The organism is Janthinobacterium sp. SUN033, from assembly GCF_030397595.1.
GTDB lineage: Bacteria > Pseudomonadota > Gammaproteobacteria > Burkholderiales > Burkholderiaceae_D > Janthinobacterium > Janthinobacterium kumbetense.
Genome location: NZ_JAPQNV010000005.1, coordinates 382,233 through 408,990, shown reverse-complemented (window position 1 = coordinate 408,990; position 26,758 = coordinate 382,233). Strand labels below are relative to the sequence as shown.

26 protein-coding genes and 1 other RNA gene are annotated in these 26,758 nt (G+C 60.2%); 14 read left to right on the top strand and 13 right to left on the bottom strand.

All coding sequences use genetic code 11. From position 1 onward, the window contains the following. Positions 1–68: 68 nt before the first annotated feature. Complete coding sequence (gene gyrA / locus OX460_RS22460) at positions 69–2,753, bottom strand: DNA gyrase subunit A (RefSeq protein ID WP_251349945.1); 2,685 nt, start codon at positions 2,751–2,753, stop codon at positions 69–71. 656 nt (positions 2,754–3,409) lie between these two features. Between gyrA and ompA the strand changes: the two genes are divergently transcribed. From ompA to ssrA, 4 genes are all read left to right on the top strand, one after another. After that, on the top strand, positions 3,410–4,120 hold the full coding sequence (ompA, locus tag OX460_RS22455) for an outer membrane protein OmpA (RefSeq protein WP_034782001.1): 711 nt from the start codon (positions 3,410–3,412) through the stop codon (positions 4,118–4,120). 127 nt (positions 4,121–4,247) lie between these two features. Then, positions 4,248–4,943, top strand: coding sequence for a bifunctional 2-polyprenyl-6-hydroxyphenol methylase/3-demethylubiquinol 3-O-methyltransferase UbiG (ubiG, locus tag OX460_RS22450; protein WP_077400739.1), 696 nt, complete (start codon positions 4,248–4,250; stop codon positions 4,941–4,943). A gap of 68 nt (positions 4,944–5,011) precedes the next feature. Then, positions 5,012–5,731 (top strand): HAD-IA family hydrolase, encoded by a 720-nt coding sequence (locus OX460_RS22445; protein ID WP_289899980.1) that lies wholly within the window; start codon positions 5,012–5,014, stop codon positions 5,729–5,731. A 67-nt stretch (positions 5,732–5,798) separates the two neighbouring features. Further along, positions 5,799–6,159, top strand: a transfer-messenger RNA (tmRNA) gene (gene ssrA, locus OX460_RS22440). A 451-nt stretch (positions 6,160–6,610) separates the two neighbouring features. On the opposite strand, the gene OX460_RS22435 is transcribed toward ssrA, so the two are convergent. Next, on the bottom strand, positions 6,611–8,161 hold the full coding sequence (locus tag OX460_RS22435; RefSeq protein ID WP_289899979.1) for a hypothetical protein: 1,551 nt from the start codon (positions 8,159–8,161) through the stop codon (positions 6,611–6,613). A gap of 792 nt (positions 8,162–8,953) precedes the next feature. Here OX460_RS22435 and OX460_RS22430 point away from each other — a divergent pair. Then, on the top strand, positions 8,954–9,373 hold the full coding sequence (locus OX460_RS22430) for a hypothetical protein (protein ID WP_099665155.1): 420 nt from the start codon (positions 8,954–8,956) through the stop codon (positions 9,371–9,373). Between the two features lie 13 nt (positions 9,374–9,386). Here the strand turns inward: OX460_RS22430 and OX460_RS22425 are convergent, their stop codons facing one another. From OX460_RS22425 to OX460_RS22405, 5 genes are all read right to left on the bottom strand, one after another. Next, entirely contained in the window at positions 9,387–9,692 is a 306-nt protein-coding gene (locus tag OX460_RS22425; protein ID WP_289899978.1) for a hypothetical protein, read from the bottom strand. A 74-nt stretch (positions 9,693–9,766) separates the two neighbouring features. After that, positions 9,767–10,135: a hypothetical protein gene (locus OX460_RS22420; protein WP_289899977.1), complete on the bottom strand. Its 369-nt coding sequence runs from the start codon at positions 10,133–10,135 to the stop codon at positions 9,767–9,769. A gap of 379 nt (positions 10,136–10,514) precedes the next feature. After that, positions 10,515–10,967 (bottom strand): GTP pyrophosphokinase, encoded by a 453-nt coding sequence (locus OX460_RS22415; protein ID WP_289899976.1) that lies wholly within the window; start codon positions 10,965–10,967, stop codon positions 10,515–10,517. A gap of 13 nt (positions 10,968–10,980) precedes the next feature. Continuing rightward, positions 10,981–11,817 carry a hypothetical protein gene (locus OX460_RS22410; RefSeq protein ID WP_289899975.1) on the bottom strand — a complete coding sequence of 279 codons (837 nt, stop codon included), beginning with the start codon at positions 11,815–11,817 and terminating at the stop codon, positions 10,981–10,983. 105 nt (positions 11,818–11,922) lie between these two features. Then, entirely contained in the window at positions 11,923–13,524 is a 1,602-nt protein-coding gene (locus OX460_RS22405) for a sensor domain-containing diguanylate cyclase (protein ID WP_289899974.1), read from the bottom strand. Between the two features lie 361 nt (positions 13,525–13,885). On the opposite strand from OX460_RS22405, the gene OX460_RS22400 reads away from it, so the two are divergent. Continuing rightward, entirely contained in the window at positions 13,886–14,077 is a 192-nt protein-coding gene (locus tag OX460_RS22400) for a hypothetical protein (protein ID WP_251349936.1), read from the top strand. An 82-nt stretch (positions 14,078–14,159) separates the two neighbouring features. Continuing rightward, complete coding sequence (locus OX460_RS22395; RefSeq protein WP_251349935.1) at positions 14,160–15,314, top strand: HAMP domain-containing sensor histidine kinase; 1,155 nt, start codon at positions 14,160–14,162, stop codon at positions 15,312–15,314. 44 nt (positions 15,315–15,358) lie between these two features. Here OX460_RS22395 and OX460_RS22390 read toward each other — a convergent pair whose 3' ends face one another. Further along, positions 15,359–15,601 carry a hypothetical protein gene (locus tag OX460_RS22390; RefSeq protein ID WP_251349934.1) on the bottom strand — a complete coding sequence of 81 codons (243 nt, stop codon included), beginning with the start codon at positions 15,599–15,601 and terminating at the stop codon, positions 15,359–15,361. 272 nt (positions 15,602–15,873) lie between these two features. Here OX460_RS22390 and OX460_RS22385 point away from each other — a divergent pair, with 272 nt between their 5' ends. The 3 genes from OX460_RS22385 (at position 15,874) to OX460_RS22375 (ending at position 17,961) form a co-directional block, all read left to right on the top strand. Continuing rightward, positions 15,874–16,632 carry a hypothetical protein gene (locus tag OX460_RS22385; protein WP_289899973.1) on the top strand — a complete coding sequence of 253 codons (759 nt, stop codon included), beginning with the start codon at positions 15,874–15,876 and terminating at the stop codon, positions 16,630–16,632. Then, positions 16,629–16,871: a hypothetical protein gene (locus OX460_RS22380; RefSeq protein WP_289899972.1), complete on the top strand. Its 243-nt coding sequence runs from the start codon at positions 16,629–16,631 to the stop codon at positions 16,869–16,871. The genes OX460_RS22385 and OX460_RS22380 overlap by 4 nt, the downstream gene beginning before the upstream one ends. A 76-nt stretch (positions 16,872–16,947) precedes the next feature. Continuing rightward, on the top strand, positions 16,948–17,961 hold the full coding sequence (locus OX460_RS22375; RefSeq protein WP_289899971.1) for an SMP-30/gluconolactonase/LRE family protein: 1,014 nt from the start codon (positions 16,948–16,950) through the stop codon (positions 17,959–17,961). Here OX460_RS22375 and OX460_RS22370 read toward each other — a convergent pair. Then, positions 17,948–19,015, bottom strand: a complete 1,068-nt coding sequence (locus OX460_RS22370; protein ID WP_289899970.1) for an SDR family oxidoreductase — start codon at positions 19,013–19,015, stop codon at positions 17,948–17,950. The genes OX460_RS22375 and OX460_RS22370 overlap by 14 nt on opposite strands. Before the next feature lie 97 nt (positions 19,016–19,112). Here OX460_RS22370 and OX460_RS22365 point away from each other — a divergent pair, with 97 nt between their 5' ends. From OX460_RS22365 to OX460_RS22355, 3 genes are all read left to right on the top strand, one after another. After that, positions 19,113–20,027 carry a LysR family transcriptional regulator gene (locus OX460_RS22365; RefSeq protein ID WP_289899969.1) on the top strand — a complete coding sequence of 305 codons (915 nt, stop codon included), beginning with the start codon at positions 19,113–19,115 and terminating at the stop codon, positions 20,025–20,027. Between the two features lie 87 nt (positions 20,028–20,114). Next, positions 20,115–21,149 carry a MerR family transcriptional regulator gene (locus OX460_RS22360; protein WP_289899968.1) on the top strand — a complete coding sequence of 345 codons (1,035 nt, stop codon included), beginning with the start codon at positions 20,115–20,117 and terminating at the stop codon, positions 21,147–21,149. 67 nt (positions 21,150–21,216) lie between these two features. Beyond that, positions 21,217–22,296: a hypothetical protein gene (locus tag OX460_RS22355; RefSeq protein WP_289899967.1), complete on the top strand. Its 1,080-nt coding sequence runs from the start codon at positions 21,217–21,219 to the stop codon at positions 22,294–22,296. Here OX460_RS22355 and OX460_RS22350 read toward each other — a convergent pair. Then, entirely contained in the window at positions 22,271–23,500 is a 1,230-nt protein-coding gene (locus OX460_RS22350) for a D-amino acid dehydrogenase (protein ID WP_289899966.1), read from the bottom strand. The two genes, OX460_RS22355 and OX460_RS22350, sit on opposite strands and share 26 nt — an antisense overlap. After that, complete coding sequence (locus tag OX460_RS22345) at positions 23,497–23,949, bottom strand: helix-turn-helix domain-containing protein (RefSeq protein ID WP_289899965.1); 453 nt, start codon at positions 23,947–23,949, stop codon at positions 23,497–23,499. The genes OX460_RS22350 and OX460_RS22345 overlap by 4 nt, the downstream gene beginning before the upstream one ends. Positions 23,950–24,040: 91 nt before the next feature. On the opposite strand from OX460_RS22345, the gene OX460_RS22340 reads away from it, so the two are divergent. Continuing rightward, complete coding sequence (locus OX460_RS22340; RefSeq protein ID WP_289899964.1) at positions 24,041–25,231, top strand: MFS transporter; 1,191 nt, start codon at positions 24,041–24,043, stop codon at positions 25,229–25,231. On the opposite strand, the gene OX460_RS22335 is transcribed toward OX460_RS22340, so the two are convergent. Then, positions 25,228–25,923 carry a Crp/Fnr family transcriptional regulator gene (locus OX460_RS22335; RefSeq protein WP_034759676.1) on the bottom strand — a complete coding sequence of 232 codons (696 nt, stop codon included), beginning with the start codon at positions 25,921–25,923 and terminating at the stop codon, positions 25,228–25,230. The two genes, OX460_RS22340 and OX460_RS22335, sit on opposite strands and share 4 nt — an antisense overlap. Before the next feature lie 155 nt (positions 25,924–26,078). Next, positions 26,079–26,756, bottom strand: a complete 678-nt coding sequence (locus tag OX460_RS22330) for a response regulator (protein WP_170846465.1) — start codon at positions 26,754–26,756, stop codon at positions 26,079–26,081. Positions 26,757–26,758: the final 2 nt, after the last annotated feature.

The window sequence follows — 26,758 nt, the reverse complement described above, 5'->3', positions numbered from 1 at the left end:
GTACGCAGGCTGGCGCCGCAACTGGCACGCCAACAGCAATTGGGGCTCCCGAAAGAGCCCCAATCATCTTACTCCGGCTGCGCCGGGTCGACAGGATCGGCCGGTTCAGCCGCTGCCGGCGCGGCCGCAGCCTCCTGGCCCGCCTCCGTCGTCAGCTCGACTTCGTCGATATCCGTCTCCACCACGCGCTGCAGGCCGGACAGCTTGGTGCCGTCTTCCACGGCGATCAGGGTCACGCCCTGCGTCGCGCGGCCCATCTCGCGGATTTCCGACACGCGGGTGCGGATCAATACGCCACCGGTGGTGATCAGCATGATTTCATCGCTGGTATCGACCAGGGTCGCGGCAACCACTTTACCGTTGCGCTCGCTGGTCTGGATGGCGATCATGCCTTTCGTGCCACGGCCATGGCGCGTGTACTCGGTGATCGGCGTACGCTTGCCGTAGCCGTTTTCCGTGGCCGTCAGCACCGACTGCTGCTCGTTCTCGGCCACCAGCAGGGCGATCACGTGCTGGCCTTCTTCCAGGTTCATGCCGCGCACGCCGCGCGCCGTACGGCCCATCGGACGCACGTCGTTTTCATCGAAGCGCACTGCCTTGCCCGAATCGGAGAACAGCATCACGTCGTGCTGGCCGTCGGTCAGCGCCGCGCCGATCAGGAAGTCGCCGTCGTCCAGGTCGACCGCGATGATGCCGGCCTTGCGTGGATTGCTGAAGTCCTTCAGCGGCGTCTTCTTGACGGTACCGAGGCTGGTCGACATGAACACGTAATGGTCTTCCGGGAACGTGCGGTTCTCGCCCGACAGCGGCAGGATCACGGTGATCTTTTCGTTGTCCTGCAGCGGGAACATGTTGACGATCGGCTTGCCGCGCGAATTGCGCGAGCCTTGCGGCACTTCCCACACCTTCAGCCAGTACATGCGGCCACGATCCGAGAAGCACAGGATGTAGTCGTGCGTGTTGGCGATGAACAGCTGGTCGATCCAGTCTTCCTCTTTCGTCGCCATGGCCTGCTTGCCGCGGCCGCCGCGCTTCTGCGCGCGGTATTCGGTGATCGGCTGGGCCTTCATGTAGCCGGTGTGCGACAGGGTCACGACCATGTCCTGCGGCGTGATCAAATCTTCCGTTTCCAGGTCGGTGGCATTCAACTCGATCTGCGAGCGGCGCACGTCCTTGTTGCCGGCGCCGTATTCGTTCTTCGCCGCCGTCATTTCGTCGGTGATGATGACGGTGACGCGTTCCGGCTTGGCCAGGATGTCGAGCAAGTCGGCGATGTGTTCCATCACGTCCTTGTACTCGTTGACGATCTTGTCCTGTTCCAGGCCGGTCAGGCGCTGCAGACGCATTTGCAGAATTTCCTGCGCCTGGTCGTCCGACAGCTTGTACAGGCCATCGCCCTGCATGCCATAGTGCTTCGGCAGGTTTTCCGGACGGTAGGCATCGATGCCGCCTGGCGTCGAGCCGTCGCCCGTGCGGGCCAGCATTTCGCGCACGACGGACGAATCCCAGGCCTTGGCCATCAGCTCGACCTTGGCGATCGGCGGCGTCGGCGCAGCCTTGATGATGGCGATGAAGTCATCGATGTTGGCCAGCGCGACAGCCAGGCCTTCCAATACGTGACCGCGTTCGCGCGCCTTGCGCAGTTCGAACACGGTGCGACGCGTCACCACTTCGCGGCGGTGCGACAGGAAGCATTGCAGCATCTGCTTGAGGTTCAGCAGCTTCGGCTGACCATCGACCAGGGCCACCATGTTCATGCCGAAGGTGTCTTGCAACTGGGTCTGCTTGTACAGGTTGTTCAGCACCACTTCCGGCACTTCGCCCCGTTTCAGCTCGATCACCACGCGCATGCCCGACTTGTCGGATTCGTCGCGGATGTCGGAAATGCCGTCGAGCTTCTTGTCGCGCACGTTTTCAGCGATGCGTTCCAGCAAGGATTTCTTGTTGACCTGGAATGGCAGCTCATCGACGATGATGGCGATGCGGCCGCCATCCTTGCCGTATTCTTCGAAGTGGGTCTTGGCGCGCATGACGACGCGGCCGCGGCCCGTGCGGTAGCCGTCGCGCACGCCGGACACGCCATAGATGATGCCGGCCGTCGGGAAGTCCGGCGCCGGGATCAGCTCGATCAATTCATCGATCGTGCACTCGGGGTTGCGCAGCACGTGCAGCGCGCCGTCGATGACTTCGGTAATGTTGTGTGGCGGAATGTTCGTCGCCATGCCGACCGCGATACCGGACGAGCCATTGATCAGCAGGTTCGGGATACGCGTCGGCAAGACCGTCGGTTCCTTTTCCTTGCCATCGTAGTTGGGCTGGAAGTCGACGGTGTCCTTGTCGATATCGGCCAGCAGCTCGCTGGCGATCTTGTCCAGGCGGCACTCGGTGTAACGCATCGCCGCGGCGCCGTCGCCGTCGACGGAACCGAAGTTGCCCTGGCCATCGACGAGCATGTAGCGCAGCGAGAAATCCTGCGCCATGCGCACCAGCGTGTCGTAGATCGAGGCATCGCCGTGGGGATGGTATTTACCCATGGTTTCGCCGACCACGCGGGCGCACTTGACGTAAGGGCGGTTCCACACGTTGTTCATTTCATGCATCGCGAACAAGACGCGGCGGTGCACTGGCTTCAAGCCATCGCGCGCATCGGGCAAGGCGCGACCGACGATCACGCTCATGGCGTAATCGAGGTAGCTCTTGCGCATCTCTTCTTCGAGGGAAATAGGAATTGTTTCTTTTGCGAATTGATCCATTGGCGGTTCGACTGATCTCAGGCTGTGGTTAACTTATCTGTTACGCAATGTATGACGCAATACTGCATATCCTGGGTGGCTGTCGTCGTGGACGCCGCGCCGCGCGCTGCTGGCGCGGCCCGGCTTCCATGTCGCAGAGTGCCGGAACAAATCGGCGGGCTGGCGGCACGGCCAGTGCGTGCACCGCAGTGGTACGCGCTGGCCATGCAGTGCCGCCGTGGGCATTTGCCCGACACTCTTAACAGTCAAGCGCACGATTTTAGCATGCGCGCCCAGCTACCTGTACAAATTGGCCATACCAACAAGATTGGCAGTTTGCACGGGAGCCGTGCAGCCTGACCTTTCGATAATGCACAATGGCAATACCAGTTCAAGATACCTGCCCTTAAAAGAGGCAAAAAAAGAGATCAATTGTTACAGACGCGTTACAAATGGGCATTTTCGTTGCGCAAAAACAACGCGCGGCCTAAAATCGGGCAAGCTTTGATTTAACCACGGTCGTGCGCCCCTGATGCGTGTGGCAAAATGACTGGGAAGTTAATTGCTAGTTTCGCAATCTGAAACGAGCGCATATGGTCTACATGATAAAATCTTGGCACGTAGCACCAGTAGCGCAGTGTTGTTCTGCGGATATCACCCCCCGAAAGGAAAAAAGAATGAATAAATTTGTAACGCTGTTTTTCGCTGCATCCGCAGTGATTGCTGGCTCGGCTTCGGCCCAAACCCCAACCTCCCCACCATTCGCGCCAGTTACCACTGACATCAAAGCACCAAGCCCAAAAAGCGCTTACGTGCAAGATGCCCGCGGCGTGATCGTGCGTGACCCATTCGGCCTGTGCTGGCGTACCGGCTACTGGACACCTGCTGACGCAGTGCCAGGTTGCGACGTGCCACTGTGCGTAGAGCCAGAAACCCTGCAAGACGGCAAATGCGTGGCTCCTCCAGCACCAGTCGTACCAGCACCGGCACCAGTCGTTGTCGTACCAGTACCAGTCGTCGTTGCTCCTACCTCGGAAAAAGTCAGCTTCGCTGCTGATGCATTCTTCGATTTCGACAAAGCTACGCTGAAGCCAGAAGGCAAAGCCAAGCTGGACGAGCTGTCCGCACAACTGGGCGGCATCAACCTGGAAGTCATCATCGCTGTGGGTCACACCGACTCCGTCGGCACCGATGCTTACAACCAAAAACTGTCGGTACGTCGTGCTGATGCTGTCAAAGCCTACCTGGTCACCAAAGGCGTTGAAAGCAACCGCGTGTACACCGAAGGCAAAGGCGAAAAACAACCTGTTGCTGATAACAAAACTGCCGAAGGCCGTGCGAAAAACCGTCGCGTGGAAATCGAAGTTGTTGGTACCCGCAACAAGTAATAGCTGAACCCTTGGACTTGCCGCAAGTCATCGCGCAAGTCAAGAACAGCATGAAAAACCCCGCCACGGCGGGGTTTTTTTTCGTCCGTGGCTGCCCAATTGTAAAATTGCCGCTATTATTCGACCTATGAACGCCGACCCTCTCGAAATCCAAAAATTCAGTGAGCTGGCCCACCGCTGGTGGGACCCCACTTCCGAGTTTCGTCCCCTGCACGAAATTAACCCTCTGCGCCTGGAATGGATCAACGCGAAAGTGCCGCTGGCCGGCAAGCGCGTGATCGACATCGGCTGCGGCGGCGGCATCCTGGCCGAATCGATGGCCCGCAAGGGTGCCGACGTGACGGGCATCGACCTGTCCGACAAGGCCTTGAAAGTGGCCGACCTGCACAGCCTGGAATCGGGCGCCAAGGTGCGCTACAAGCTGATCGCCGCCGAAGCCATGGCCGAGGAAGAGGCAGGCCAGTACGACGTCGTGACCTGCATGGAAATGCTCGAGCACGTGCCGGACCCCGCCGCCATCGTCAAGGCTTGCGCCGCGCTGGTGAAGCCGGGCGGCCACGTCTTCCTGTCGACCCTGAACCGCAACCCGAAAGCGTACCTGTTTGCCATCCTGGGCGCCGAATACCTGCTGCGCCTGCTGCCGAAAGGCACGCATGACTATGACAAATTCATCACCCCGTCCGAGCTGTCGCAATACGTGCGCAGCGCCGGCCTGGACGTCAACAGCATGCGCGGCATGGGCTACAATCCGCTGACCAAGATTTACTCACTTAATAGCGATACCAGCGTCAATTATCTGGTGGCCTGCACCCGGCCGCTGTAACCATCACGCACAATACAAGGCGGCTGCGGCCGCCATTTTTCATTCCCACTTGACACACTTTGTCCGCCATGATCACTGACCATCTGCCAGCCCCGCGCGCCATCCTGTTCGACCTCGACGGCACCCTGGCCGACACCGCGCCCGACCTGGCGGCGGCCATCAACCTGCTGCGCGCGCGCGCCGGCCTGGCGCCGACCCCGTATGACGTCCTGCGCCCCACGGCCTCGGCCGGCGCGCGCGGCATGATCGGTGCGTCCTACGGCATCGGCCCCGGCGAAAGCGGCTACGAAGCCCTGAAAGACGGATTCCTGAACAATTACGAAGCGGCCCTGGCCGTGGAAAGCCGTTTGTTCGACGGCATCCCTGCCCTGCTGGAAGGCCTGCAAGCCCTGGGCCTGGCCTGGGGCGTGGTCACCAACAAGGCCGCCCGCTTCACCGACCCGCTGGTGGGCCAGATCGGCCTGGGCGCCGCTGGCTGCGTGATCTCGGGCGACACCATGTCCCATCCGAAACCGCACCCCGCCCCCCTGCTGGAAGCGGCGCGCCGCCTGGACCTGGCGCCGGCAGATTGCTGGTACGTGGGCGACGACCTGCGCGACATCCAGGCCGGCCGCGCCGCCGGCATGCGCACGGTGGCCTGCGCCTGGGGCTACTGCGGCCCCGTCGAACCGCAGCACTGGAACGCCGACCACCTGCTGGATACCCCGCATGCGCTGCTCGAGTTGGTCAGCGCGGTAGTGAAGGCGGCGCAGGCCGGCAATTGGCGGCATAAACCGGCCTGCGCTTGATCTGGCACACCAGCAAGCGAATGCACCATGCAAGAGTGGACGGATTGCGCTACAATGAAGGTTCTGTGGGGACGACCTGGTTTCGACGTGGGTTGCAAAGCAGCGCAGGGCATACCGAGGGCGGGCTACCTCGTAAATACAACCTGAAAAAACTTAACTGCAAACGATAACTCGTACGCACTGGCAGCTTAATCGCTGTTAGCTCTAGAACACCTCGTCCCTGGGGTGGGCCGTCAAAAGCTCTAGAGTCATTTACAGGGACTCGTCGTATGCTGGGTTACTTAGCGTCCGACTAAATAATAGGTAACTCGCTTGCCCATAACGTGCACATCCGTGCTGGCTGAGTTAAATTAAATGATAGTGCTAAGTATGTAGAACTGTCTGTGGAGTGCTTGCGGACGCGGGTTCGATTCCCGCCGTCTCCACCACTGAATAAATAAAAGGGCTTCCCCGTTTTGACGGGGAGGCCCTTTTTATTTATTCCATGCATGCAGAGCGCGGGCGTCGAATCCGCGTCCGGTACGGACGCGGGGGTTTTGCGGGACTTCGGCGAGCGCAGCTCGGCGCCGCAAAACCGGGTTGCGCTTGCAAGCGCAACCCTCTCCGATTCCTCTGACTAGCTTTTGCGCCGCAGGCGGTTTTTCCTAGCGACAACATGAACTGCTCAGGCCGTGTACGAATCGTATCCCTACCTCGCCTAATCGACCGCCGAAATTCGTCATACCCTGCTTGTACACCGCCTCGCATCGTCAAAAATGAGTTATTAGAGGTGGCCTTAACAGCTGGCACGGGCGTTTACAAGCCTCAAAATAAAAATACCGTCCAGTCTTAATTGAACGGCATTACCCACTTGTGGGGCTTTTTATTTATTGCAAAATTCTATGATTTAGCAGGCTCAGGTTCTTGTTCAGGACTATTTTCACCTTCCAACAAATCATTTAAATCGAGTCCTTTAGCAACATCTATTGCATTTTCTTCAATTTTCTTCTCAGCACGTTCAGCTAAAATTTTACTAATCCTCCCCAAACCCGGTATTTTTGACAACGCTTCCATAGAATCAGTGAGCTTTTTACTGTTTTCCAACACGGAGAGCAGTGGATGATCGCTCTTATTATAATCGGTAATGAGTTTGCCTGGATTTTCTGCGCTTACATGCAACAGATTGAACAGCAACTGCGTGCGCAACTCTTCCTTGATGCTAACATCTGCTTTAAGCGTTTCTATCTGAGTTGATATTCCAGAGAACGTTTTACCTAATACTTCTTTATGTGTGTATTCTTCAATAAGTCGTTTTGACAGATTAATTTTCTTGTTCAAAGAAATAGCAATCCAAACTGCAGGCAAGTATAGTGGCAAAATGGCAATCAATAGGTTTGGGGTGTCTTGTATTACTTTGATAATTCCAATTTTTTCCCAGAACAAAAGGTACACATCAACAGCAAAAGGAATAGCTGAAATGAAAATCATATTTCGAATTGCGGTTTGAAATTTTTCTTCAGACTTTACGAGAGATTCCGTTTCATCATCTTTCTTTTTTGCGTAGGCCGCACTCAAGCCAGCAGCCATTGCCCCTGGAAGGAGATCTTTAAGTTGTGTATCAATTTCTACAATACGGGTTTTGGAATTTGAAACAAGAGTTTCAAAGTTCTCCGTATGCTTTGAAAGTTGTTGATCGTGACTTGATTTTATTGAATCAATAATATCTTGGATTCCCCCATCCAAATTTTCAATTTTCGAATCAATTTCCATGTAGGATTTTTCAAGTTTATCCTTTATGCCATCCACATGAACATTGGCACCATCTACTACGATTTCTTTTCCTAATATCTTATCTCTCAGATCGTCAATTTCACCCTTTTTTGATGCAGAATGAGACAAAAGATCACCAATTTTAGAGGATAGCTCGCTAGCGCTATTAAGCAATTCTTCTACTTTTTCAACAGCTTCAGGTAACACTTCGCTCTTTTTCAGTGCGTCATTAATTACTTCAATATTTGAATGAATGTTCGATTTTGCAGAATCCACTTCGGATTTCACTTCAAGCATTCCATCAAATAGTTCTGTTGTTTTTTCAATGGAGGAATGCAATTCTTTGTTTGAATTAACAATTCTTTCACATTCAGCAGTGATTTTATCAACCTCTGCTTTTGCGGCAATGCTAATTTGCTGCAATCCTTCAAGTTCTGACTTGAACTGTAACTCTAGCTCTATTACTCGCTCTTCCGCTTCAACTGCACTCGCAGCAGAATTTTTTGCAGTTTCTTCCGAGTCTGTAACCTTTAAATCAATATCATTTCTCAGAATACCTATGTCATTCTTGACACCAACTATTTCGTTCTTAATGCCAACTAATTCATTTCTTAAAGCTGTTTTTAGTGATTCTAAATCACTTGTTTTTGCATAATTTCCAGTACCAAAGAAATCCATCATATTTATCAACTCCCCTAATTTATTACTATTTTTCTACGTAGAGATGCACATTTTCGAAGCCCCCTCCTGTCCGTTCACGTTAACACGTCCGCAAAGGATGTGGTGGGACCACTGCGAACTCCGGTTCGCTAGAGCTGTCGGTGCCTAGGTTCGGTCACTGATTTATCACCAAGTTGCTCTGATGAATCATGGCAAACTATACACTCTCGGACCACTTTGCAGGTGCTTCACTTTGGTGGTTCACTCGAAACCATCGCATAGAAAAAATCGAGCAGAGTCAAGGGCTTACGAGCTTCTTGGGTTCAACGATCAACTCCCGCCGTCTCCACCACTGAATAAATAAAAGGGCTTCCCCGTTTTGGCGGGGAGGCCCTTTCTATTTATTCCATGCATGCAGAGCGCGGGCGTCGAATCCGCGTCCGGTACGGGCGCGGGGGTTTTGCGGGGGACGAGCACTGCTCGTCCGATAGCCGCAAAACCGGGTTGCGCTTGCAAGCGCAACCCTCTCCGATTCGTCTGACTAGGTTTTGCGCCGCAGGCGGTTTTTCCTAGCGACAACATGAACTGCTCAGGCCGTGTACGAATGGCGGACCTGCCCCTCGCCCTTTAGCCGGTAAAATCATACGCAAAGGTGGCCTGGCAAGCCACGCCGGCGCGAGAAAAAAATAGCAAGCAAGACTACAAACACGGCCAGCGAGCCATATTCAGCAAAGACAAGACTATCCAAGTAACCAAGCAGCAAGGCCACCTGATCGGGCACAATATCGAGGCCTTGGCAGAGAAACCCCAACCATGAAAATTGCTCGCCTCCTTTCCTCCAGTTTCCTCGTGCTAGCCGTAGCCCTCGTCGCCTATGGTCTTTTCGGCCTCTCCCGTTTTGCCTGGTACACCGGCGCATACTACGATGAGCGCATGATCTTGTTCGACCACGGCTTCTATCCTTTTGCGTGGGGTATCGCGCTGCTGCTGATGGGACAAATCGCCCGCTTGCACCATCGTCGACCGGCCATGCTTCTCGCCGCGGGTGCCGCACTGTTGCTCCTTGTCTGGAAACGAGCAACCGTGCCCGGTGCCATCACCAATCAGCAACTTTTCCCCGATCCAGCTTTACTGGAGGGAATGATTGTTACCGCTGTCGTGGTCTTCGTTTTGGCGCTGATAGACCGCCCCGTCGAACAAGCCATCCGCAAAGCTCTTGCTCGTACCCGGTGACCGGTCGCCCCCATTACTCCCCACACACCGCCCCACCCACCGCTCCCCCGATACTCAAGCCCGTCGACAAATCGAAACCAAAATCACAGCGATAGCCATCTTTCGGACGATGCCGGCACAGCAGCATGTCACGATTGCGAATGCGTATTTGCGGGTCGGGGCAGCCATCGCGCATATCCGGCCCGATGGCGTCAAACATGTCCTTTGCAGCGGCTCCCGTCAAACGAAACGCAACTTTGGTATCGCCCGCAACCGGTGCCACGGCATCGTCGAGATATGCGCCATAAATCGCGTACGCCCCTGAAAAATCCTTTTGCACGAATTCCCATACGGCCCTGGCCTGGTGCGCCAACAACAAGCACAGTAGCGCGACGAATAGCAGGCTAGCGCGCCTCAGCATACGGAGCCGCCGATGCTGCGCCCGGTCACCAGATCAAAGCCAAAGTCGCAATGATGGCCATCACGGGGATGATAGGAACAGCGCACTTCCGCCCGCTGGCGCAGGCGATATTCGCCATCCGCGCCGCATGCGTTGCGCAAGTCCGGCCCCATCGCATCGAATAGCTGCTTTGCCGCCTTGCCATCGATCCAGAATGCAATGCGCTTGTCTTTACCGGTCGACGGTTGCGGATCGCTCAGGCCTCCGCTATAGATGGCATAGCGGCCTTTGATTGACTGGTAAGAAAATAACCATTTGGGAGCGGACTGAGCCATGGCCATAGCAACGACAAGGAGCGGAAAAACAGCGAGAAGGCGTTTCATGTCATCCGTCCCGCTATTTAATCGTGATGTGAAAATGGTCGTCGTGATGTATGAGTGGTCTTATCCGGGGGGTAGTAGGGTCATTAAAATAAATAACTTGGACAAAGCTGAATTCAAAAAATATGCGGATTAGCTTTGCATTGCATCGCGATGCATACTGCCTGTCAAACCTTGTAACGCATTTTATTGACGATGTCTCGCGCCGCAGTAATTGGCGAGAATCCTCGCATGATCGCCAAGAGATGCACGCTCGACAATTTTTGCCGTTATACATCTTCTGAGCATTGCGAAGGATCAAATCCCTGTACGTTAATGGCGTTATCGCTAATTACAGCCACGACATTGAACCAGCGCAAGATCGCGCAGTGCCACGTTGAGACTAAAGAACCTCCCCCAGCAAATATCCCATCGCCCTCCGATACTTCTCCACCCTCTCCAAATCCTTCCGCGTCGGCTCCCCTATCCTCGACAAATCGCTGTTCTCAGCCAGATCCGCCAGCTTGACGGCCTTGCCGACCGGATTCAACGCCGCGCGGGCGATGAAATCGTCGTACGACTCGCCTTCGATCTTGGTCACGGCGCGCACGCCGTCGATGACTTCCCGGGAAAATCCTTCGCGCGCCAGGTCGTCGAAGGTGATTTTTCCATCGCTGTCTTCCACCACATCATGCAGTACGGCGACAATTTGCTGGGCGCCAGGGGCGACGCGCAGCATGACGCGCAAGGGGTGGAGTATGTATGGCGCGCCGCCCTTGTCCGTCTGGCCGGCATGGGTGGCGGCGGCGATTTCAATCGCGCGTTCCAGGGTGCCGCGTCTTGCGTGTTCACTCATGTTTATTCCTTGTTCACTCCACGTTGGTTGCTGACCCCGTTGTGCGCCAGCCGCGGCGCTGCAAATGGCAAACGCTGCTGCACAGCAAGGCTGGCACCAGTAAATTGAACACCGGTATCAGCATCAGCAAGCACAGCAGCAGGCCCAGGGCAGCAATCGCCGGACGCTGCGCGCGGCGCAACGCCGCTTGCTGTTCTGCGCCGAGCACGTCTTCGGCCGCCGCACTGTAGATCATCTGCACGTTCCAGGCCAGCAGGTACGAGACCAGCACGCACATGGCCCACACGGGGATCAGCAGGGAAAGCAGCAGCAACAGGCGCCGCCAGACGGGGCGCGGGGCGGACAGCTCCAGGCCGGCCGGCGCTTGCCACGGGGCATAGCGGCGTGCCGCCACAGCCTTGGCCCGTTCCAGCAACAACCAGCGCAACGGCAGGCGCGCCGTGCCGATGACGCCGACGATAAAGACCATGACATAGAACAAGGTGGCCAGCGCCAGCAAGGCCAGGGCGATCTGGCCGATCGACAGCAGGGCCTTGGCGGCGCTGCCCAGGCCGCCGGCGATATTGCCCATCTGCGAGAGCGTGGCAGGCCCGTTGGCCAGTGTCCCGACGCCATCCATCACGCCCAGGCCCAGCAAGCCGGTAACCGACACCAGCGCCAGCATGGCGCTCAGCTCGACAAAAAAACGGCCGAAGCAGCCATACAGCCCCAGCCACAGGGCCACGACCGCCATGCACCACAGCGCGGAGCGCCACCACAGCCCCGCATGACGCGCATCGCGCATTCCCAGGCCGATGCACGTGAAGGCTTCCCGCCAGGCCAGCAGCCAGGTTTGCAATGTTTGTGTCACGCTCAGGCGTACTCCGCAGTGAAGGGGCGGATACGTCGATCCGGATGTTGCCGATTGTACATGGACAAGGCTTGCGCACGCGCCCCCCTCCGCCGTCAGCAATCGCTATCGAAACGCAAAAGCAGTCGCGTCCTGCTCGGCCGATTCGCAAGGCGAGGCATAACAGACTTGATTTCTGCCGGATGCCTTGGCCTTGTACAGTGCCGTATCAGCGAGTTCAACCAGCTCGACCGCCTGGTTTTCCAGGTGCGTCGGCATGAAAGCCGCCACGCCGACGCTGACCGTCACCACGCCCAGGGGATTGCCCCGATGCTCGACGCCCAGCGATTGCGCTGCCTGGCGAACACCTTCCGCCACCGCCAGGGCGCCCGGCAAATCCGTTCCAGGCAATAAAATGACCATTTCCTCGCCACCATAGCGTGCCGCCAGGTCGCCCGGCCGGCGCATGCTGTAGCCGACCACTTTGCCGATTTTTCTCAGGCACTCATCGCCGGCCACATGGCCATAGATATCGTTGTATTGCTTGAAGAAGTCGACATCGATCAACACCAGCGCAAGCGAGCCGTCTTCACGCTGCGCACGGCTGAACTCGGCAAGCAGCGACTGGTCGAAGTGGCGCCGGTTCGCCAGCCCCGTCAATCCATCCTGGTTGGCAAGGCGGGCCAGGGTTTCATTGATCAATTCCAGTTCATTGCGCGCCTCGAGCAATCCAGCCTCGCTCTTGACCCGCAAATCGATTTGCCGCACCACGCGGTATCCGATGAAGGCAATCAGCAGCACCAGCACGCCACCTACCGCGTTCTGTAAAATCGTGTCGAGACGCCACGAAGCGAGGACTTCATCCTGTGACAGTGCGGCAGAGACCACCAGCGGGTATTCCTCGACCCTTCGATAACTATTGATACGCGTCACGCCATCGACGCCCGACTTGATCACGGCCGTGCCAACGGGACTTTTGGGCAAATAATCGTGGAACACGGGGAATTGCGAAATATCGCGTCCCAACAGGCTTTCATCGAAAGGCCTTCGCAATAAAAGAATGCCTTTTCCATTCGCAATGAAAATGGCGCCTTTTTTCCCTATCGAAAAGCGTTCATAAAACAGCCTGAAATAATTCATGTCGATGGTCGCCAGCGCCACGCCGCCGAAACTTCCGTCGGGCATATTGATTCGCCGCGATACCGTGACTATCCATTGCCCCGTTGATTTGCTGCGCACGGGAGGTCCGACATAGGGCCCCCGGTCCTCATGCGTTCGATGGTAGTTGAAATAATCCCGATCAGAATTATTCAGATTGCTCAACAGCGTTTTCTGCGAATTCACGAGCCAGCTGCCATCCCTCGCATAGATGAAGATGCCGTGCAACTGGCGCAGCTCGGCGACACGGGCGACCAGCAATTTGTGCACACGGGCCAATTCGCTATCGGAAACACCGTCTGTTTCCACCCGCTCCACCAGTCCGACCAGCACCGTATCGGCTTCCTTGATGGTGTCATAGGCATGCTGCGCAACAGATTGCGCCAGATTGGCGCTTTCGCGGGCCGCCTCACTCAGCTGTACTTCCCGTGCGCGCAAGGTCATCCAGAACTGGATCGCCAGGAGCGACAGGCACACCAGCACGACAAATGAGATGGCCAGCGGCAGCAGGGAAAAACCACGGAAACCTGCTCCCAACAAGCGTGGCGGCAAGCTGCGTGACCTGGCCATGGCGACACTCCCGGATTGATATGCAGCAAAGTGTGCACCAAATAGGCAACAACATATTCACATATTGTCACAAGCCATGAAGAACTCATTTGCCGGGTAACAGGTCTTCGCCGTCATGGCATCGAAGAATCCGGTTCCAGCTCGCCATAGTTTGTGATACCGCAATTCCAGAAGGAAAGAAATGCGAAACAATGCCAGCTCCCCCACCGTTGCGCATAGCGGAGTTGACCATGCTTGAAGTTCAGCCCAGGGATAAGGTCTTCTTTAACGATGAGGAGGTGCAAAAGACGATCGCCGGTGGGCGCGTCCGGTCTCTGAAAGGGCACGACGACCATCTTCATATTGAAATCAGGGAGCATCGATGAAACCTCACTTTGCCCGCTGCGCCATGGCGCTCGCGCTCTTTGCAACGGCACAAGCCGCCGACAAGCAGAAGGAATGGACTGGCGAACCACGGCCCTTGCGAGGTGATTACCAGATCCATGGCGGAACACTGTCCGAAATGCTGCCACCCACGCGAAGCGACCGGAAAGTGGCAATCATGGTCATATGACGCCCTCGGCCGGAACGCAATCCCCCACCCCTCGCCGCAACGGCGTACACTGGCCCCTCTTCCATCAACGCATTGGTCCACCGTGAAACTGTCGCGCTTTATTACCGGCCATCTGGAGCCGATCCTGGAAGAGTGGGAACTCTTCGCCAGGTCGCTGCCCATTCCCGGAGCCGCCATCTCGAAAGCGGAATTGCGCGATCATGCAAAGCAGATGCTGCAAACCATCGTGCGCGACATGGACGTCATCGAGAACGCGGCGCAGCGCAAGAAGAAATCGACCACGGGCGTATCGGAAATAACGGGCAAGGAAACGGCAGCGGCCACGCACGGTTCCCTGCGCCAGCAGATTGGCTTCACCCTGCCGCAGCTGACGGCGGAATTTCGCGCCATGCGGGCCAGCGTTCTGCGATTGTGGATGGCGCAGGTGTCGGTGGCGTCGAAAACGGCAACGGACGACATCCTGCGCTTCAATGAAGCGATAGACCAGGCGCTGCAGGAATCGGCCATCCGCTATTCGCAGCAGAGCGACCGCACCCGCAATACCTTTCTCGCCATCCTCAGCCACGATCTGCGCAGCCCGCTGAACACGATGACGATGGCAGGCGCGCTGCTGAGCCGGCCGAGCGCGAGCGCCTCTTCCTCGGTGCAGATCGGCGCACGGGTTGCCCGCAGCGCGGCCGCCATGACCACCATGGTGAACGACTTGCTGGAATTCGCCAGGACGCAGCTGGGAGGACACATGCCCGTTTCGCCAACCTTGGGCGACCTGGGGGAAATCTGCAGGACAGCCGTCGAGGATGCCTCGGCCGCCCACCCGCAATGCAAGTTTGAACTGAGCACCACGGGCGAGATGATCGGCGACTTCGATGCGCCCCGTCTGGCCCAGCTGTTTTCGAATTTGCTCAACAATGCCGCGCAATATCGCACCGACGACCAGCCCGTCACCATCACGGCCAGCGGCGATGCCGATACGGCCGTGGTACAGGTCAAAAATTTCGGCCGCCAGATCCCGGAAGCCTCGCTGAAGAGCATATTCGATCCCCTGGTGCAGCTGGCCGTTTCCGACGATCACAAGGCACCGAATGCCACCAGCATCGGACTGGGGCTGTTCATCGCGCGTGAAATCGCCAGCGCGCACGGCGGCACCATCGGCGCCGAGTCGAGCCTGGAATGCGGCACGGTGTTTACCGTGCGCCTGCCCAGGGTCTCGCTGAACGAGGGCGCGAAAGGCGGCTAGGCGCGCGCTCCGTAGAAGACGCCCCCTGCCATTACCGGCCCGCCCTACCTGCGGCTCAACGGCACGTATTCCCCCGGCAAGCCCGACACCTCCAGCGCATCGGCAAACGCCAGCAGGAACTTCGCCGGGCCATGGTCCGACACCAGCAGGGAGGCACCCTTGTGGCGCAGCAGTTTCAATACTTCCTGCTGGTGCGCCTGGTATTCGCTGGAGTGGCCGTAAAACGTTTGATACATCTCAAGGGTTTCCATGGCCTTGGCGGCCAGGATGAATTCGGGTTTGTCCATGATGTCTCCTCGTTGTCAGTACTGCCAAAACCACGAAAAAAACCTGCAAGACGTGCGGCCCATGCCGGTCGCACTGCATTGCGGCAACCACATCCGTATTTCCATCATACGCCTCAACCCGGCCATTGCGCCGTCCTGTCGCGCATCTTTTTCCATTCCACCCGTCCTGCTACGTCACCGTGCATCCAGACCTGCGCCATTCCTCGCGTGCGCGCTAGCCGCACGCTCCCGCACATGGCATCATGCGCGTTACCCATTCACTCTGGCGACACATGGATCAATATCACTTCCTGGTAGGCGAATTCAAGAAAAATACCCCCTTCATTGCCGCCGCGGCCAGCGCGCAGCTGTTCGCCTGGTTCGCGCACATCGGCGAACCCGTCGAGCGCTACGGCAACAAGCGCGGCAAGATCGTCAAGTTCTCACAGCGAAATTACGAGAAGATGCTGTTCGCGCCAGAGACCGACGGCATCGGACTGCTTTCGCCGCGTCTCGTGCCGCCCGACGAAGCTGACGAGGCCGTCAACTGCGACGCGCAAGCCATGTATTCATCGGGCTCGGAGCTGGTTCTGTCCATACGCGCCAGCAAGCTTGCGCTGATGCCGTTGTTCGACGGTGCCCGGGCCATACCCGGCCTGTTTGAGCATTGCGAATATGTGTACTGCTACGCTGAAACGCAGGGCTATGGCACCGGCTACGCACTCGGCTACCGGCAGATCGATGAAGCCCATCCGATGACCTTTGGCACTCCTTGCCCCGCAAATAACTGGGCCGCCATCAAGCGGCGCGGGCTGCAAGATTCGCACCTGCGCGATGTATATCCGATCAATGGTTTCACGCAAGCCAGACTGGATGCGCTGCCGCCCGAGCGCCGGCAAGCGCTGCGCGACGCGATGCTGGCGTATGGCCGCTGCGAAGAGCATGCCGGCTTGACTTTCTGGTACCTGCCGCCCGAGGAACTGGACGCCGCCCGCACAGCGCTGAACGCACACGCCATGCTGGGCGCCTATATCAGCCACCGACACCCATGAGCACACATTTATCGCTGCACTGCTATCTGCAGGAAGCCGCCGCCGAGCGGCCCCTGCCCTGCTCCGACGTGACCATCCACGCCGACCCGGCCACCCTGCGCGCCATCGCCCATTTTCTGCTGGCCAGCGCCGACACCTTTGATCAGGCGCAAGACCGGGCCGGCATGCACGCCCATCTGCAAGACGAATGGGACGGCTGGCAGGACGACTTCCCCGACCTCGTCGTGGTGGCGGCCTAGGTGGTAACCTAGCCCGGCGCCTGTGTCGGCGCGCGTCGGGTAACATACGCCACCTTCGCCATACAGAGAACACCCGATGCCTCATTCCCGATACGCCCTGCCGTCGCTGCGCACGGCCGTGCTGGCCGCCGCGCTGGCCAACCTGTCCGCCTGCGCCAGCCCGCCCGCGCACGAAACGCTGTTCCTCGCCACCACCCTCACGCCCGCGCACTCCTTCACCAAGGGCATCGAAGGCCCGGCCGTGGATGCGGATGGCAATATCTATGCCGTCAACTTTGCTCGCCAGCAAACCATCGGCAAGGTCAGCCCGGGCGGCATGGGCGAGGTGTACCTGACCCTGCCTGGCACCAGCATCGCCAACGGCATCCGTTTCGGCAGCCGCGGCCAGATGTATTTGGCCGACTACATGGAACACACGATTTACCTGGTGGACCCGGCCACGCGCGCGCTCACCATCCACGCGCGCGAGCCGCGCATGACGCAGCCGAACGATATCGCCATCACGGCCGATGACGTGCTGTATGCGAGCGACCCGAACTGGAAGGAAAACACGGGCCGCGTGTGGCGCATCGCGCAGGATGGCACGGTGACCCTGGCGCTCGACACCATGGGCACGGCCAACGGCATCGAGGTCAGTCCCGACGGCAAGATTTTGTACGTGAATGAAAGCGTGCAGCGCAATATCTGGATGTATGACATCGCGGCCGACGGCAGCCTGAGCGGCAAGCGATTGCTGATCAAGTTCGACGATTTCGGCATGGACGGCATGCGCGTGGACGTCGACGGCAACCTGTACGTGACGCGCTACGGCAAGGGCAGCGTGGTCAAACTGTCGCCGCAGGGCCGCATCTTGCGCGAGATCAGCGTGCCCGGCGCCAAGCCGAGTAACATCACCTTCGGCGGTCCCGATGGCCGCACGGCGTACGTGACGGAAGTGGTGCAGGGGCGGCTGCTGCAATTTCGCGTCGACCGCCCGGGCCTGGAATGGCAGCGGGCGCAGCAGCACAAGGTAAATGCGGCCAATGCGGCGGCGGCAGCAGCCGCGACAACCCCGCCACCGGCTGCCGCGGAGTCCGTCAGCGCGGAATGACGCGCTCCGCCTTCAACTTCTCGAACAGCTTGAAGAAGGCGTCTTGCGTATCCTGGTAATCGGGGAAGCCGGCCTTGCGGCTCTTGCCCATGTCCGTCATCACTTCCATCGGCCGGCCCAGGTCGGCATCCGTATGCCACCAGGAAGCGAGGCGGCCGACATCCAGCTCGGCCAGATCATGCTGCTGCGCGATGGCGCGCCACTGGGCGGGGGCATCCTGCATGCGCTCGGCCAGCGGCGCCATCACCTCGGGCAGGTCGGCCGCCTCGACGCCGAAATAGGCGGCCAGGCGCGGCCACAGCCACTTCCAGCGGAAGACGTCGCCATTGACGATATTGAAATCCTCGTTGCGCGCGGCCGGGCTGTCGGCCGCCCACGCCAGGTGGCGCGCGATCTGGCCCGCGTCCGTCATGTCGGACAAGCCGTGCCATTGCGCGGACGAACCGGGAAACACGAAGGGCTGGCCGCCGGCCTTGCACAAATTCGCATACACGGCCAGGGTCAGGCCCATGTTCATGGCATTGCCCAGCGCATAGCCGATGATGGTGTGCGGGCGGTGCACGCTCCACGTAAAACCGTACTGCGCGGCCGCTTCAAACAGCCGGTCTTCCTGAGCATAGTAGAAATTCTCGACCGCTTGCCGGCCCTGCTCTTCGCGAAATGGCGTGACGGGCACGCTCCCCTTGCCATACGCGTCGAACGGTCCCAGGTAATGCTTGAGGCCCGTCACCAGCGCCGCATGGCGCAAGTGGCCGGCCGGTCCCAGCGCGGCCAGCACATTGGCCACCATGGCGCCATTGACGCGGATGTTTTCCTGCTCGTTTGCCTGGCGTGCCCAGGCCGTGAAAAAGACGTGGCTGGCGTCCAGGCCCGCCAGGGCGGCGTTTACTGCCGCGCCATCCGTGGCATCCAATTGCAGGGAAGTGCAGCCTGCCGGCACGGGCGTGCGGCCGCGCGAAACGCCCGTCACCTGCCAGCCCTGCGCCAGCAAGTGCGTGGCCAGGTTGCTGCCGATGATGCCGCTGGCGCCGATGATGAGAGCGTGTTTTTGCATGAGAAAAAGCCTCCGAAAGAAAAAAACATCATATCCGCGACATCAATTCTTATCCACGATACTATTTCACCCTATTCATGAATAAAATTCGCGGATCATGTTTTCATCGGAACATCTCAAGGGCCTCACGCCATTTCTCGCCACGGCCGACGCGGGCAGTTTTACCAGGGCGGCCGAGCGCCTGCACCTGAGCAGCTCGGCCGTCAGCAAGAGCGTGGCGCGGCTGGAAGAGCGGCTGGGCGTGCTGCTGTTCGAGCGCAGCACGCGCCGGCTGAAATTGAGCGACGCGGGCCGCGCCTACTACGCCACCTGCAAGCGCGTGCTGCAGGAACTGATGGATGCGGAAGACGTGCTGGGCGAACACGCGACGGAGCTGGCGGGCAAGGTGCGCATCGGCGTGCCCGCCTCGTACGGCCGCCTGCGCGTGATGCCTGCGCTGCTGGAACTGTGCGTGCAGTATCCGCGCTTGCAGCCGTCGATCGCCTTCAGCGACCGCTTTGTCGACCTGTTCGAGGAGCGCATCGACATCGCCGTGCGCATCGGCGCGCCCTCGCACTGGCCGGCCGCGCTGGGCCAGATGCACCTGGGCGACGAACAGCTGATCCTGTGCGCGGCGCCCAGCTACCTGGCGCGGCGCGGCACGCCCGCGTCCATCGCGGATCTGGATGGCCACGACTGCATCGCCTACGGGCGCGGCGACGGTTCGCCCATGCCGTGGGTCTTCCCTGACGTCGCCACGGGCGGGCAGGTCGAACACCGCCTGGCCTCTCCCCGCATGACGGTGGGCGACGCGGAAGCGCGCACGGCCGCCGTACTGGCCGGCCTGGGCGTGGCGCAACTGGCCACGTGGCTGGTGCACGAGCACCTGGCCACGGGCGCCATCGTGGCGGTGCTGCCGGCACTGGCCACGCAAGGCTTGCCCCTGTACCTGGCGTGGCCGCTGGCGCGCCAGCTGACGCCGAAAACAGGCACCCTGCTGCAGGAACTGCGGCAGCGGCTGACGATCAGTTGATTCAGTTGATTCAGTTGAAAATTCCGCTTGACCCTGACGTTACGTCAGGTGCGATTCTGCTTGCACGCACCCGGAAAGGAGTACCCCATGCTGTTGAAAATCGGTGAACTGGCCAAGATGACAGGCTTGAGCATCCGCACCCTGCACCACTACGACAGCATCGGTCTGCTCTCGCCCTCGGCGCGCACGCAAGCTGGCTACCGCCTGTACCAGCACAGCGACATGGACCGGCTGCACCGGATCATGGCGCTGCGCAAGTTCGGGCTGTCGCTGGCCGATATCGCCAACGCCCTCGCCGGCCCGGACCTGCCTTTGCATTCCATCGTGGCGCAGCAGATCGCCATGCTTGAACGCCAGATCGCGCAAGCTTCCACCCTGCGCGAACGCCTGCGCACCCTGCAGGCGCAACTGGCGCAGGGGCAGGCGCCGGAACTGGCCGAGTGGCTCACCACTATGGAGTTAATGACCATGTACGATAAATACTTTAGTCCCGAAGAACTGCAACAGCTGCCGCTGCTGACAGATAGCGCCGTGGAACAGGAATGGAAGGCACTGGTAGCGAGGGTGCGCGCCGTCAAGGAGGCGGGCGCCGGCCCCGGCGATGCGCAAGCACAAGCCCTGGCCACGGAATGGATGGTCAAGCTGGTGCGCGACACGGGCGCCCACCCGGGCCTGTTCGCGCGCCTGAACAGCATGCACGAACAGGAACCATCGATGCAAGCGACGACCAGCGTCGATGCGGACGTGATGCAATTCATCATCGCCGCCTTCAATGCCTCGCGCATTGCGCTGTATCGACCTTGCCTCGACGAGCAGGAATACGCGTACCTGGTGGCCAACTACGGCAGGCGTTCGGGCGAGTGGCCGGCCCTGATCGCCGCCGTGCGCGCCGCCATGGATGCGCGCACGCCGCCCACCGACCCGGCCGTGCTGCAGCTGGCGCGGCAGTGGCTGGAACTGTTCCGCTCGTATGCGGGCACGAACCCGGCCACGCAGCTGAAATTCCGCCAGGCGCACCAGCAGGAACCGCGTCTGATGGAAGGCAGCTTCGTCGACGGAGCCATGCTGCAATACCTGGGCGCGGCGATGGCCGTGGTGGCGCAGGAGCGTCCCGGCAAATAAGTTGACGTGTGGCATCTCGTGGGCGGGGCCATGTAGAATCGGCCTTCGCCCACGAGAGGAACAACCGATGCGCCGCTTTCTGTTTGCTTGCCTGACCCTGCCCGCCCTGCACGCCGCCATGGCGGCCGAGCCGCCCGTGCAAGGGGTGTGGCAGGGCACCGTGGGCAAGGCCAATATCGTGGCTTGCTTCAACCAGCCCAGCCCCACGCAAGGGTCTGACCGCAGCGGCAACTATTACTACACGCGCTACAAGACGCCGATCATGCTGACCAAGCCGAACGGCAAGACGCTGTGGCAGGAACTCGACGCCAAGGGCGACACGACGGGCACCTGGTCCCTGAATGCACCGCAAGATGGCAAAGTCACCGGCACCTGGGCGGACCCGAAAAGCGGCAAGACCCTGCCCCTGGCCCTGACCCTGCTGGAAGCGGCGGGCGACCGCGAGCACCCATCCTGCGCCAGCGATGCCTACAACCTGGCGCTGGAAGATTTTCCCAGCACCAAGACGAGCAAGCCGATCGCCTTCGAAGGCAAGCAATACCGCAACCTGCAAGTGGGCGACACCATCACCGTGGAATTGATCGCGCCCGGCGATGGCGTGACAAAAATCAATGCGCAGTTGCGCGCCGTGCTGGCAAAAAGTAAAAAAGACCTGGCCGACTTCTATGCCACGCGCCGCGAATACCTGGGCCGCAACGGGTTCACGACGGAAGACGAAGTGTATGCGGAGCCGACCTACTGGTCGCCGCGCTGGGTGACGGTCAAGTTCTACCGCTGGGCGGCAGGCTATGGCGCCAGCGGCATCTCCATCAAATTCCGTACCTGGGACGTCAAAACGGGCCAGGAAACGGACGTGTGGAACTGGTTTGGCGCCAGCGCCAGCGATGGCGACGACAAGGCCGAATTGCCGGACCGCTTGCGCCAGGCCCTGTTCAAGGACGTGAAAATCGATGCCGAATGCAAGGGCACGGATTACGACGGCCGCGGCCGCTTCCACCTGTCCCTGAAGCCGGAAGGCGTGTCCTTCTGGGAAGACTCGAACGGCAGCGGCTGCGAAAACGACTTTTTACTGCCGTACAGCAAGGTCGGCCCCTTCCTCACCGTCAAGGGCCGCGCCGCGCTCAGCGATTTGCTGCCGAAGAACTAAGCAGCACCTCTGCCACCATCTCCGCCGTGGCGGCCGCCAGGGTCCAGCCCAGGTGGCCGTGGCCCGTGTTGTAATACACGCCCGGGGCCTTGCCCGGCCCCACTTTCGGCAGCATGTCCGGGAGCATGGGGCGCAAGCCCGCCCACGGGATCACCTTGCGCGTATTGACTCCCGGAAAACACTGCTCCACCCAGCGCACCAGCGGGCGGATGCGGTCGGCGCGGATGTCGTCATTGAAACCATTGAATTCCGCCGTGCCCGCCACTCTGAGCCGGTCTTCGCCCAGGCGGCTGCTGACCAGCTTGGTCGCGTCGTCGAGCAGGCTGACCTTCGGCGCCGCCGCGCGGCTGGCTGCGTCGTCGAGCTGCACCGTAATCGAATAGCCTTTCACGGGATACACATTCACGTGGTCGCCCAGCATTGCCGCCATGGCGCGGCTGGCCGTGCCCGCGCAGATGACGACGGCGTCGAACAGGGTGCTGTCCTCGCCCGCGCCGTCTCCCACGCCAATGCGCACCTTGCCGTGTTCGCGCGCCAGCGCGGTGACCTGCGCGCCGTAGCGGCACGCCACGCCCAGGCGCAGGCAGGCGTCTGCCAGGCCGCTGGTGAATTTGTGGATGTCGCCCGTGGAATCGCTGTCCGTGTAGTAGCCGCCGTAAAAGTCGCCTTGCAAGGTCGGCTCGATGGCGCGCATTTCCTGCCGCATGACGGCGCGCCGCTCCAGCCCGCCCTGAGCCAGCAGGCGCGACACGCCGGCCGCCCGCTCGAAGCCGCGCTGGTCGCGGTAGACGTGCAGGATGCCGGCGCGGCGATGATCGAAGTCAATGTTTTCTGCTTGCGCCCAGGCAAACAAGTGTGCGCGCGCGGCGATCGCCAGGCGCGCCGTGGCGATGGTGTTGCGCTCGTAGGCGGGCATGGCGGCAAGGAATTGCGCAAACCAGCTCAGCTTGTGCCAGCTGGGCCATGGATGCAGCAGCAAGGGCGCATCGCGTCGCGCCATCCATTTCAGGGCGTTCAAAATCGTTGCCTTGTGGTTCCACACTTCCGCGTGCGAGGCCGACAATTGCCCGCCGTTCGCATACGACGTTTCCATGGCGGCATAACGGTGGCGCTCGATCAGGGTGACATTGACGCCCCGTTTCGCCAGCGCGTAAGCGGTGGTGACGCCCGTGATGCCGGCGCCCAGCACGGCCACCCGCGTCATGGTGGCGACACCTTGTGCACGACGGTGTCGCCCGCCTGCAAGACGCTGCCGTCCGGCGCCAGCACGTCCATGCGGCGCACGGGCAAGCTTGAGGCGCGCTGCAGCAGGGTCGAGTGCGCCTCGCCCGCTTCGAACAATTGCGCCTCGCTCCACTGGCGCAGGCCGACGACGACGGGAAACAGCGCCAGTCCCTTGGGCGTCAGCACGTATTCCTGATACGCCGTGCCGTCCGAGGCGGGGGCAACCGTAAAGATGCCCTCTTCCACCAGCGTGTGCAGGCGGTCGGCCAGGATGTTCTTCGCCACGCCCAGGCTTTTCTGGAACTCCCCGAACCGGCGCATGCCGTCGAAGGCGTCGCGCACGATCAGGAGCGACCAGCGCTCGCCGATCGCATCGAGCGCGCGCGCCACGGGACAGGGGTCGGTTTTCAGGCTCTTGCGCTTGGCCACGGGCATTCTCCAGGATTGAGTGGTTGCATTTTAAAACTTCCCGGCGTAGACTCCAACTGGTTTTAATTTGAAACCACTTGATTGACACTCCATGCGCGATACAAACCTCCCCATCACGACAGCACTTCCCCCTTCCCTCGTCTGGCTGTTTGCCACGGCGGCCGGCCTCAGCGTGGCCAATGTGTATTACGCTCAGCCCTTGCTCGCCACCCTGGCGCAGGAATTCGGCATGACGGAAGCGGCCAGCGGCATGGTCATCACGGCCACGCAGCTCGGCTGCGCGCTGGCCCTGCTGCTGCTGGTGCCCCTGGGCGATATGCTGAACCGGCGCCGCCTGACCCTGTTCCAGCTGGGCTTGCTGGCCATCGCCCTGGCGGCGCTGGCCTGCGCCCGCTCCACGGCCGCCTTGTTGGGCGGCATGCTGCTGGTCGGCTTGCTGGGCACGGCCATGACGCAGGGCTTGATCGCGTATGCAGCCAGCGCGGCAGCCAGCCACGAGCGGGGCCGCGTGGTCGGCATGGCGCAGGGCGGCGTGGTGATCGGCTTGCTGCTGGCGCGCACCCTGTCCGGCGTGGTGGCCGATGTGGCCGACTGGCGCGCCGTGTACTTTGTGTCGGCGGCCATCGCCTGCGCCCTGCTGTTGCTGCTGTGGCGCAAGCTGCCGCCGGCGCAGCCGGCCAGCGAACGGCTGGCGTATGGCGCCCTGCTCGCCTCGATGGCGGGGATGTTGATGCACAACAAAGTCTTGCGCGTGCGGGGCACGCTGGCCCTGCTGATGTTTGCCGTGTTCAATATTTTTTGGAGCGCCCTGGTGCTGCCCTTGACGGCGCAAGGCTACAGCCATGCGGCCATCGGCGCGTTTGGCCTGGTGGGCGTGGTGGGGGCGCTGGGGGCGGCGCGCGCCGGGGCGCTGGCCGATAATGGCCGCGCGCAGTGGACGACGGGCGCAGCCCTGTTGCTGCTGCTGGCCGCGTGGCTGCCGCTCAGCTTTGCGGGCGCGTCCCTGTGGCCCTTGCTCGTCGGCATCATCGCGCTGGACCTGGCGGGCCAGGCCATCCACGTGACGAACCAGAGCCTGATTTTCAAGCAGGATAGCGACGCGCACAGCCGCCTGGTGGCGTGCTACATGCTGTTTTATGCGGTGGGAAGCGGACTCGGTGCGATTGCCGCCACCAGCGTGTATGCGCTGGCGGGCTGGCATGGGGTATGCGCGCTGGGCGCGGCGGTCAGCTTGCTCGCCCTGCTGTTCTGGCGGCTGACCTTGCCTGCTGAAAAAGCTTAGTTCAGCATGGCCGTGGCGGAACCATGGCGGTAGGTTTTCAAGGCGTCCGGCTGGATCTGGATCAGCGAACCGCTGACTTTAATCAAATGCAAGTCCGTCAACTGGTGCAGCACGCGCGACAGGGTGGCGGGCGCCAGGTTCAGGAACGATGCCAGCAGACTTTTCTTCAGGTCCAGCTTGACCTCGTTCGAACGCTGCTGGTCCGACGCTTGCAGCAGGTACTCGACCACGCGCTGGGTGGCGTTCTGCACGGAGCAGCGCTCCACGTTGCGGATAAAACCCATCAGGTGATGCGACAGGCTGTTCATCATCTGGCGCGCGATACGGGGCGACTGGTCCAGCAGGCGCAGCAGCGCGTGCGGCGGAATGCGCAGCAGCAGGCAGTGCTCGAGCGCTTCGGCGCAGAACGGATACGGTTCATCGAGGAAAATCATGGCTTCGCCGAAACTCTGGCCCGGACGGATCAGTTCCAGTACCTTGTCGGTACCTTCCATGGAAAACACGCTCAGCTTGACGAGGCCGAAGACCACCACATAGGCGCCTTCCGCCACTTCGCCCTTGCGGAACAGTACTTTGCCTTTTTCCACTTCGACGCGCACGACATCCTGGCGCAATTGCTCTAATTGCGAAGGGGAAATATGGCGAAACAGAGCCTGGCTCGATAGCAAGCCATCGACGTTGACCTTATGCATGACACTCTCTTATTAGATTAGCGAATGACTAAGAGTGTAATGCGCAGGCACGGTCAAGGCCATACGTCAAAGGAACTAGGGTTGTCTAGGCCGGAACGCCATGCAGATCAAACAATCGCGCATTCCTTGCGCACTATTTGCACTTTGTTTGATCTTTATTTGCTCAACTCACGCTCGACGGCATACACGGCGATCTGCACGCGGCTGCTGAGCTTAAGCTTTTTGAGGATGTTTTGCACGTGGATTTTCACCGTGCTTTCGGCCACATCGAGCTGGCGCGCGATTTCCTTGTTGCTCAATCCTTGCGCCAGGCAAGCCATGGCTTCGCGTTCGCGCGGCGTCAGCTTGTCATAGTCGGCCTGGGGCGCGTTCTGCCCCGCGCGGAACTGCGACACCAGCTTGGCCGTCATGGCGTCGGCGATCACGGATTCGCCGGCGGCGGCGCGGCAAATGGCCTGGCCCAGCTGCTCGGCTTCGATATTTTTCAGCAGGTAGCCGCGCGCGCCCGCGCGCAGGGCCGCGCCCAGGTCGGCCGCGTTTTCCGACACGGTCAGCATCAGCACGACCATCTGCGGCAAGTCCTGCAAGATCAGCTGCAGCGCCTCGACGCCGGACACGCCGGGCATGTTCAAGTCCATCAGCACCACGTCGGGCCGCAGTTCGGCCGTCAGGCGCACGCCGTCCAGCCCGTTCGATGCCTCGCCCACCACCTGGAATTGAGGATTGCGCTGCAGCAGCAGCTTGACGCCGCTGCGCAGCAAGGTGTGGTCGTCGACCAGCAGGATTTTGATTGGTGCGTTCACTATGTTTGTGGCCTGATAGGGATAAGTCATCT

Bases quoted from the DNA above. Each gene is read 5' to 3' on its own strand.
- gyrA (WP_251349945.1), bottom strand. From the start codon at position 2,753: ATGGATCAATTCGCAAAAGAAACAATTCCTATTTCCCTCGAAGAAGAG.
- ompA (WP_034782001.1), top strand. From the start codon at position 3,410: ATGAATAAATTTGTAACGCTGTTTTTCGCTGCATCCGCAGTGATTGCT.
- ubiG (WP_077400739.1), top strand. From the start codon at position 4,248: ATGAACGCCGACCCTCTCGAAATCCAAAAATTCAGTGAGCTGGCCCAC.
- OX460_RS22445 (WP_289899980.1), top strand. From the start codon at position 5,012: ATGATCACTGACCATCTGCCAGCCCCGCGCGCCATCCTGTTCGACCTC.
- OX460_RS22435 (WP_289899979.1), bottom strand. From the start codon at position 8,161: ATGATGGATTTCTTTGGTACTGGAAATTATGCAAAAACAAGTGATTTA.
- OX460_RS22430 (WP_099665155.1), top strand. From the start codon at position 8,954: ATGAAAATTGCTCGCCTCCTTTCCTCCAGTTTCCTCGTGCTAGCCGTA.
- OX460_RS22420 (WP_289899977.1), bottom strand. From the start codon at position 10,135: ATGAAACGCCTTCTCGCTGTTTTTCCGCTCCTTGTCGTTGCTATGGCC.
- OX460_RS22415 (WP_289899976.1), bottom strand. From the start codon at position 10,967: ATGAGTGAACACGCAAGACGCGGCACCCTGGAACGCGCGATTGAAATC.
- OX460_RS22405 (WP_289899974.1), bottom strand. From the start codon at position 13,524: ATGGCCAGGTCACGCAGCTTGCCGCCACGCTTGTTGGGAGCAGGTTTC.
- OX460_RS22400 (WP_251349936.1), top strand. From the start codon at position 13,886: ATGAAACCTCACTTTGCCCGCTGCGCCATGGCGCTCGCGCTCTTTGCA.
- OX460_RS22390 (WP_251349934.1), bottom strand. From the start codon at position 15,601: ATGGACAAACCCGAATTCATCCTGGCCGCCAAGGCCATGGAAACCCTT.
- OX460_RS22385 (WP_289899973.1), top strand. From the start codon at position 15,874: ATGGATCAATATCACTTCCTGGTAGGCGAATTCAAGAAAAATACCCCC.
- OX460_RS22380 (WP_289899972.1), top strand. From the start codon at position 16,629: ATGAGCACACATTTATCGCTGCACTGCTATCTGCAGGAAGCCGCCGCC.
- OX460_RS22375 (WP_289899971.1), top strand. From the start codon at position 16,948: ATGCCTCATTCCCGATACGCCCTGCCGTCGCTGCGCACGGCCGTGCTG.
- OX460_RS22370 (WP_289899970.1), bottom strand. From the start codon at position 19,015: ATGCAAAAACACGCTCTCATCATCGGCGCCAGCGGCATCATCGGCAGC.
- OX460_RS22365 (WP_289899969.1), top strand. From the start codon at position 19,113: ATGTTTTCATCGGAACATCTCAAGGGCCTCACGCCATTTCTCGCCACG.
- OX460_RS22360 (WP_289899968.1), top strand. From the start codon at position 20,115: ATGCTGTTGAAAATCGGTGAACTGGCCAAGATGACAGGCTTGAGCATC.
- OX460_RS22355 (WP_289899967.1), top strand. From the start codon at position 21,217: ATGCGCCGCTTTCTGTTTGCTTGCCTGACCCTGCCCGCCCTGCACGCC.
- OX460_RS22350 (WP_289899966.1), bottom strand. From the start codon at position 23,500: ATGACGCGGGTGGCCGTGCTGGGCGCCGGCATCACGGGCGTCACCACC.
- OX460_RS22340 (WP_289899964.1), top strand. From the start codon at position 24,041: ATGCGCGATACAAACCTCCCCATCACGACAGCACTTCCCCCTTCCCTC.
- OX460_RS22335 (WP_034759676.1), bottom strand. From the start codon at position 25,923: ATGCATAAGGTCAACGTCGATGGCTTGCTATCGAGCCAGGCTCTGTTT.
- OX460_RS22330 (WP_170846465.1), bottom strand. From the start codon at position 26,756: ATGACTTATCCCTATCAGGCCACAAACATAGTGAACGCACCAATCAAA.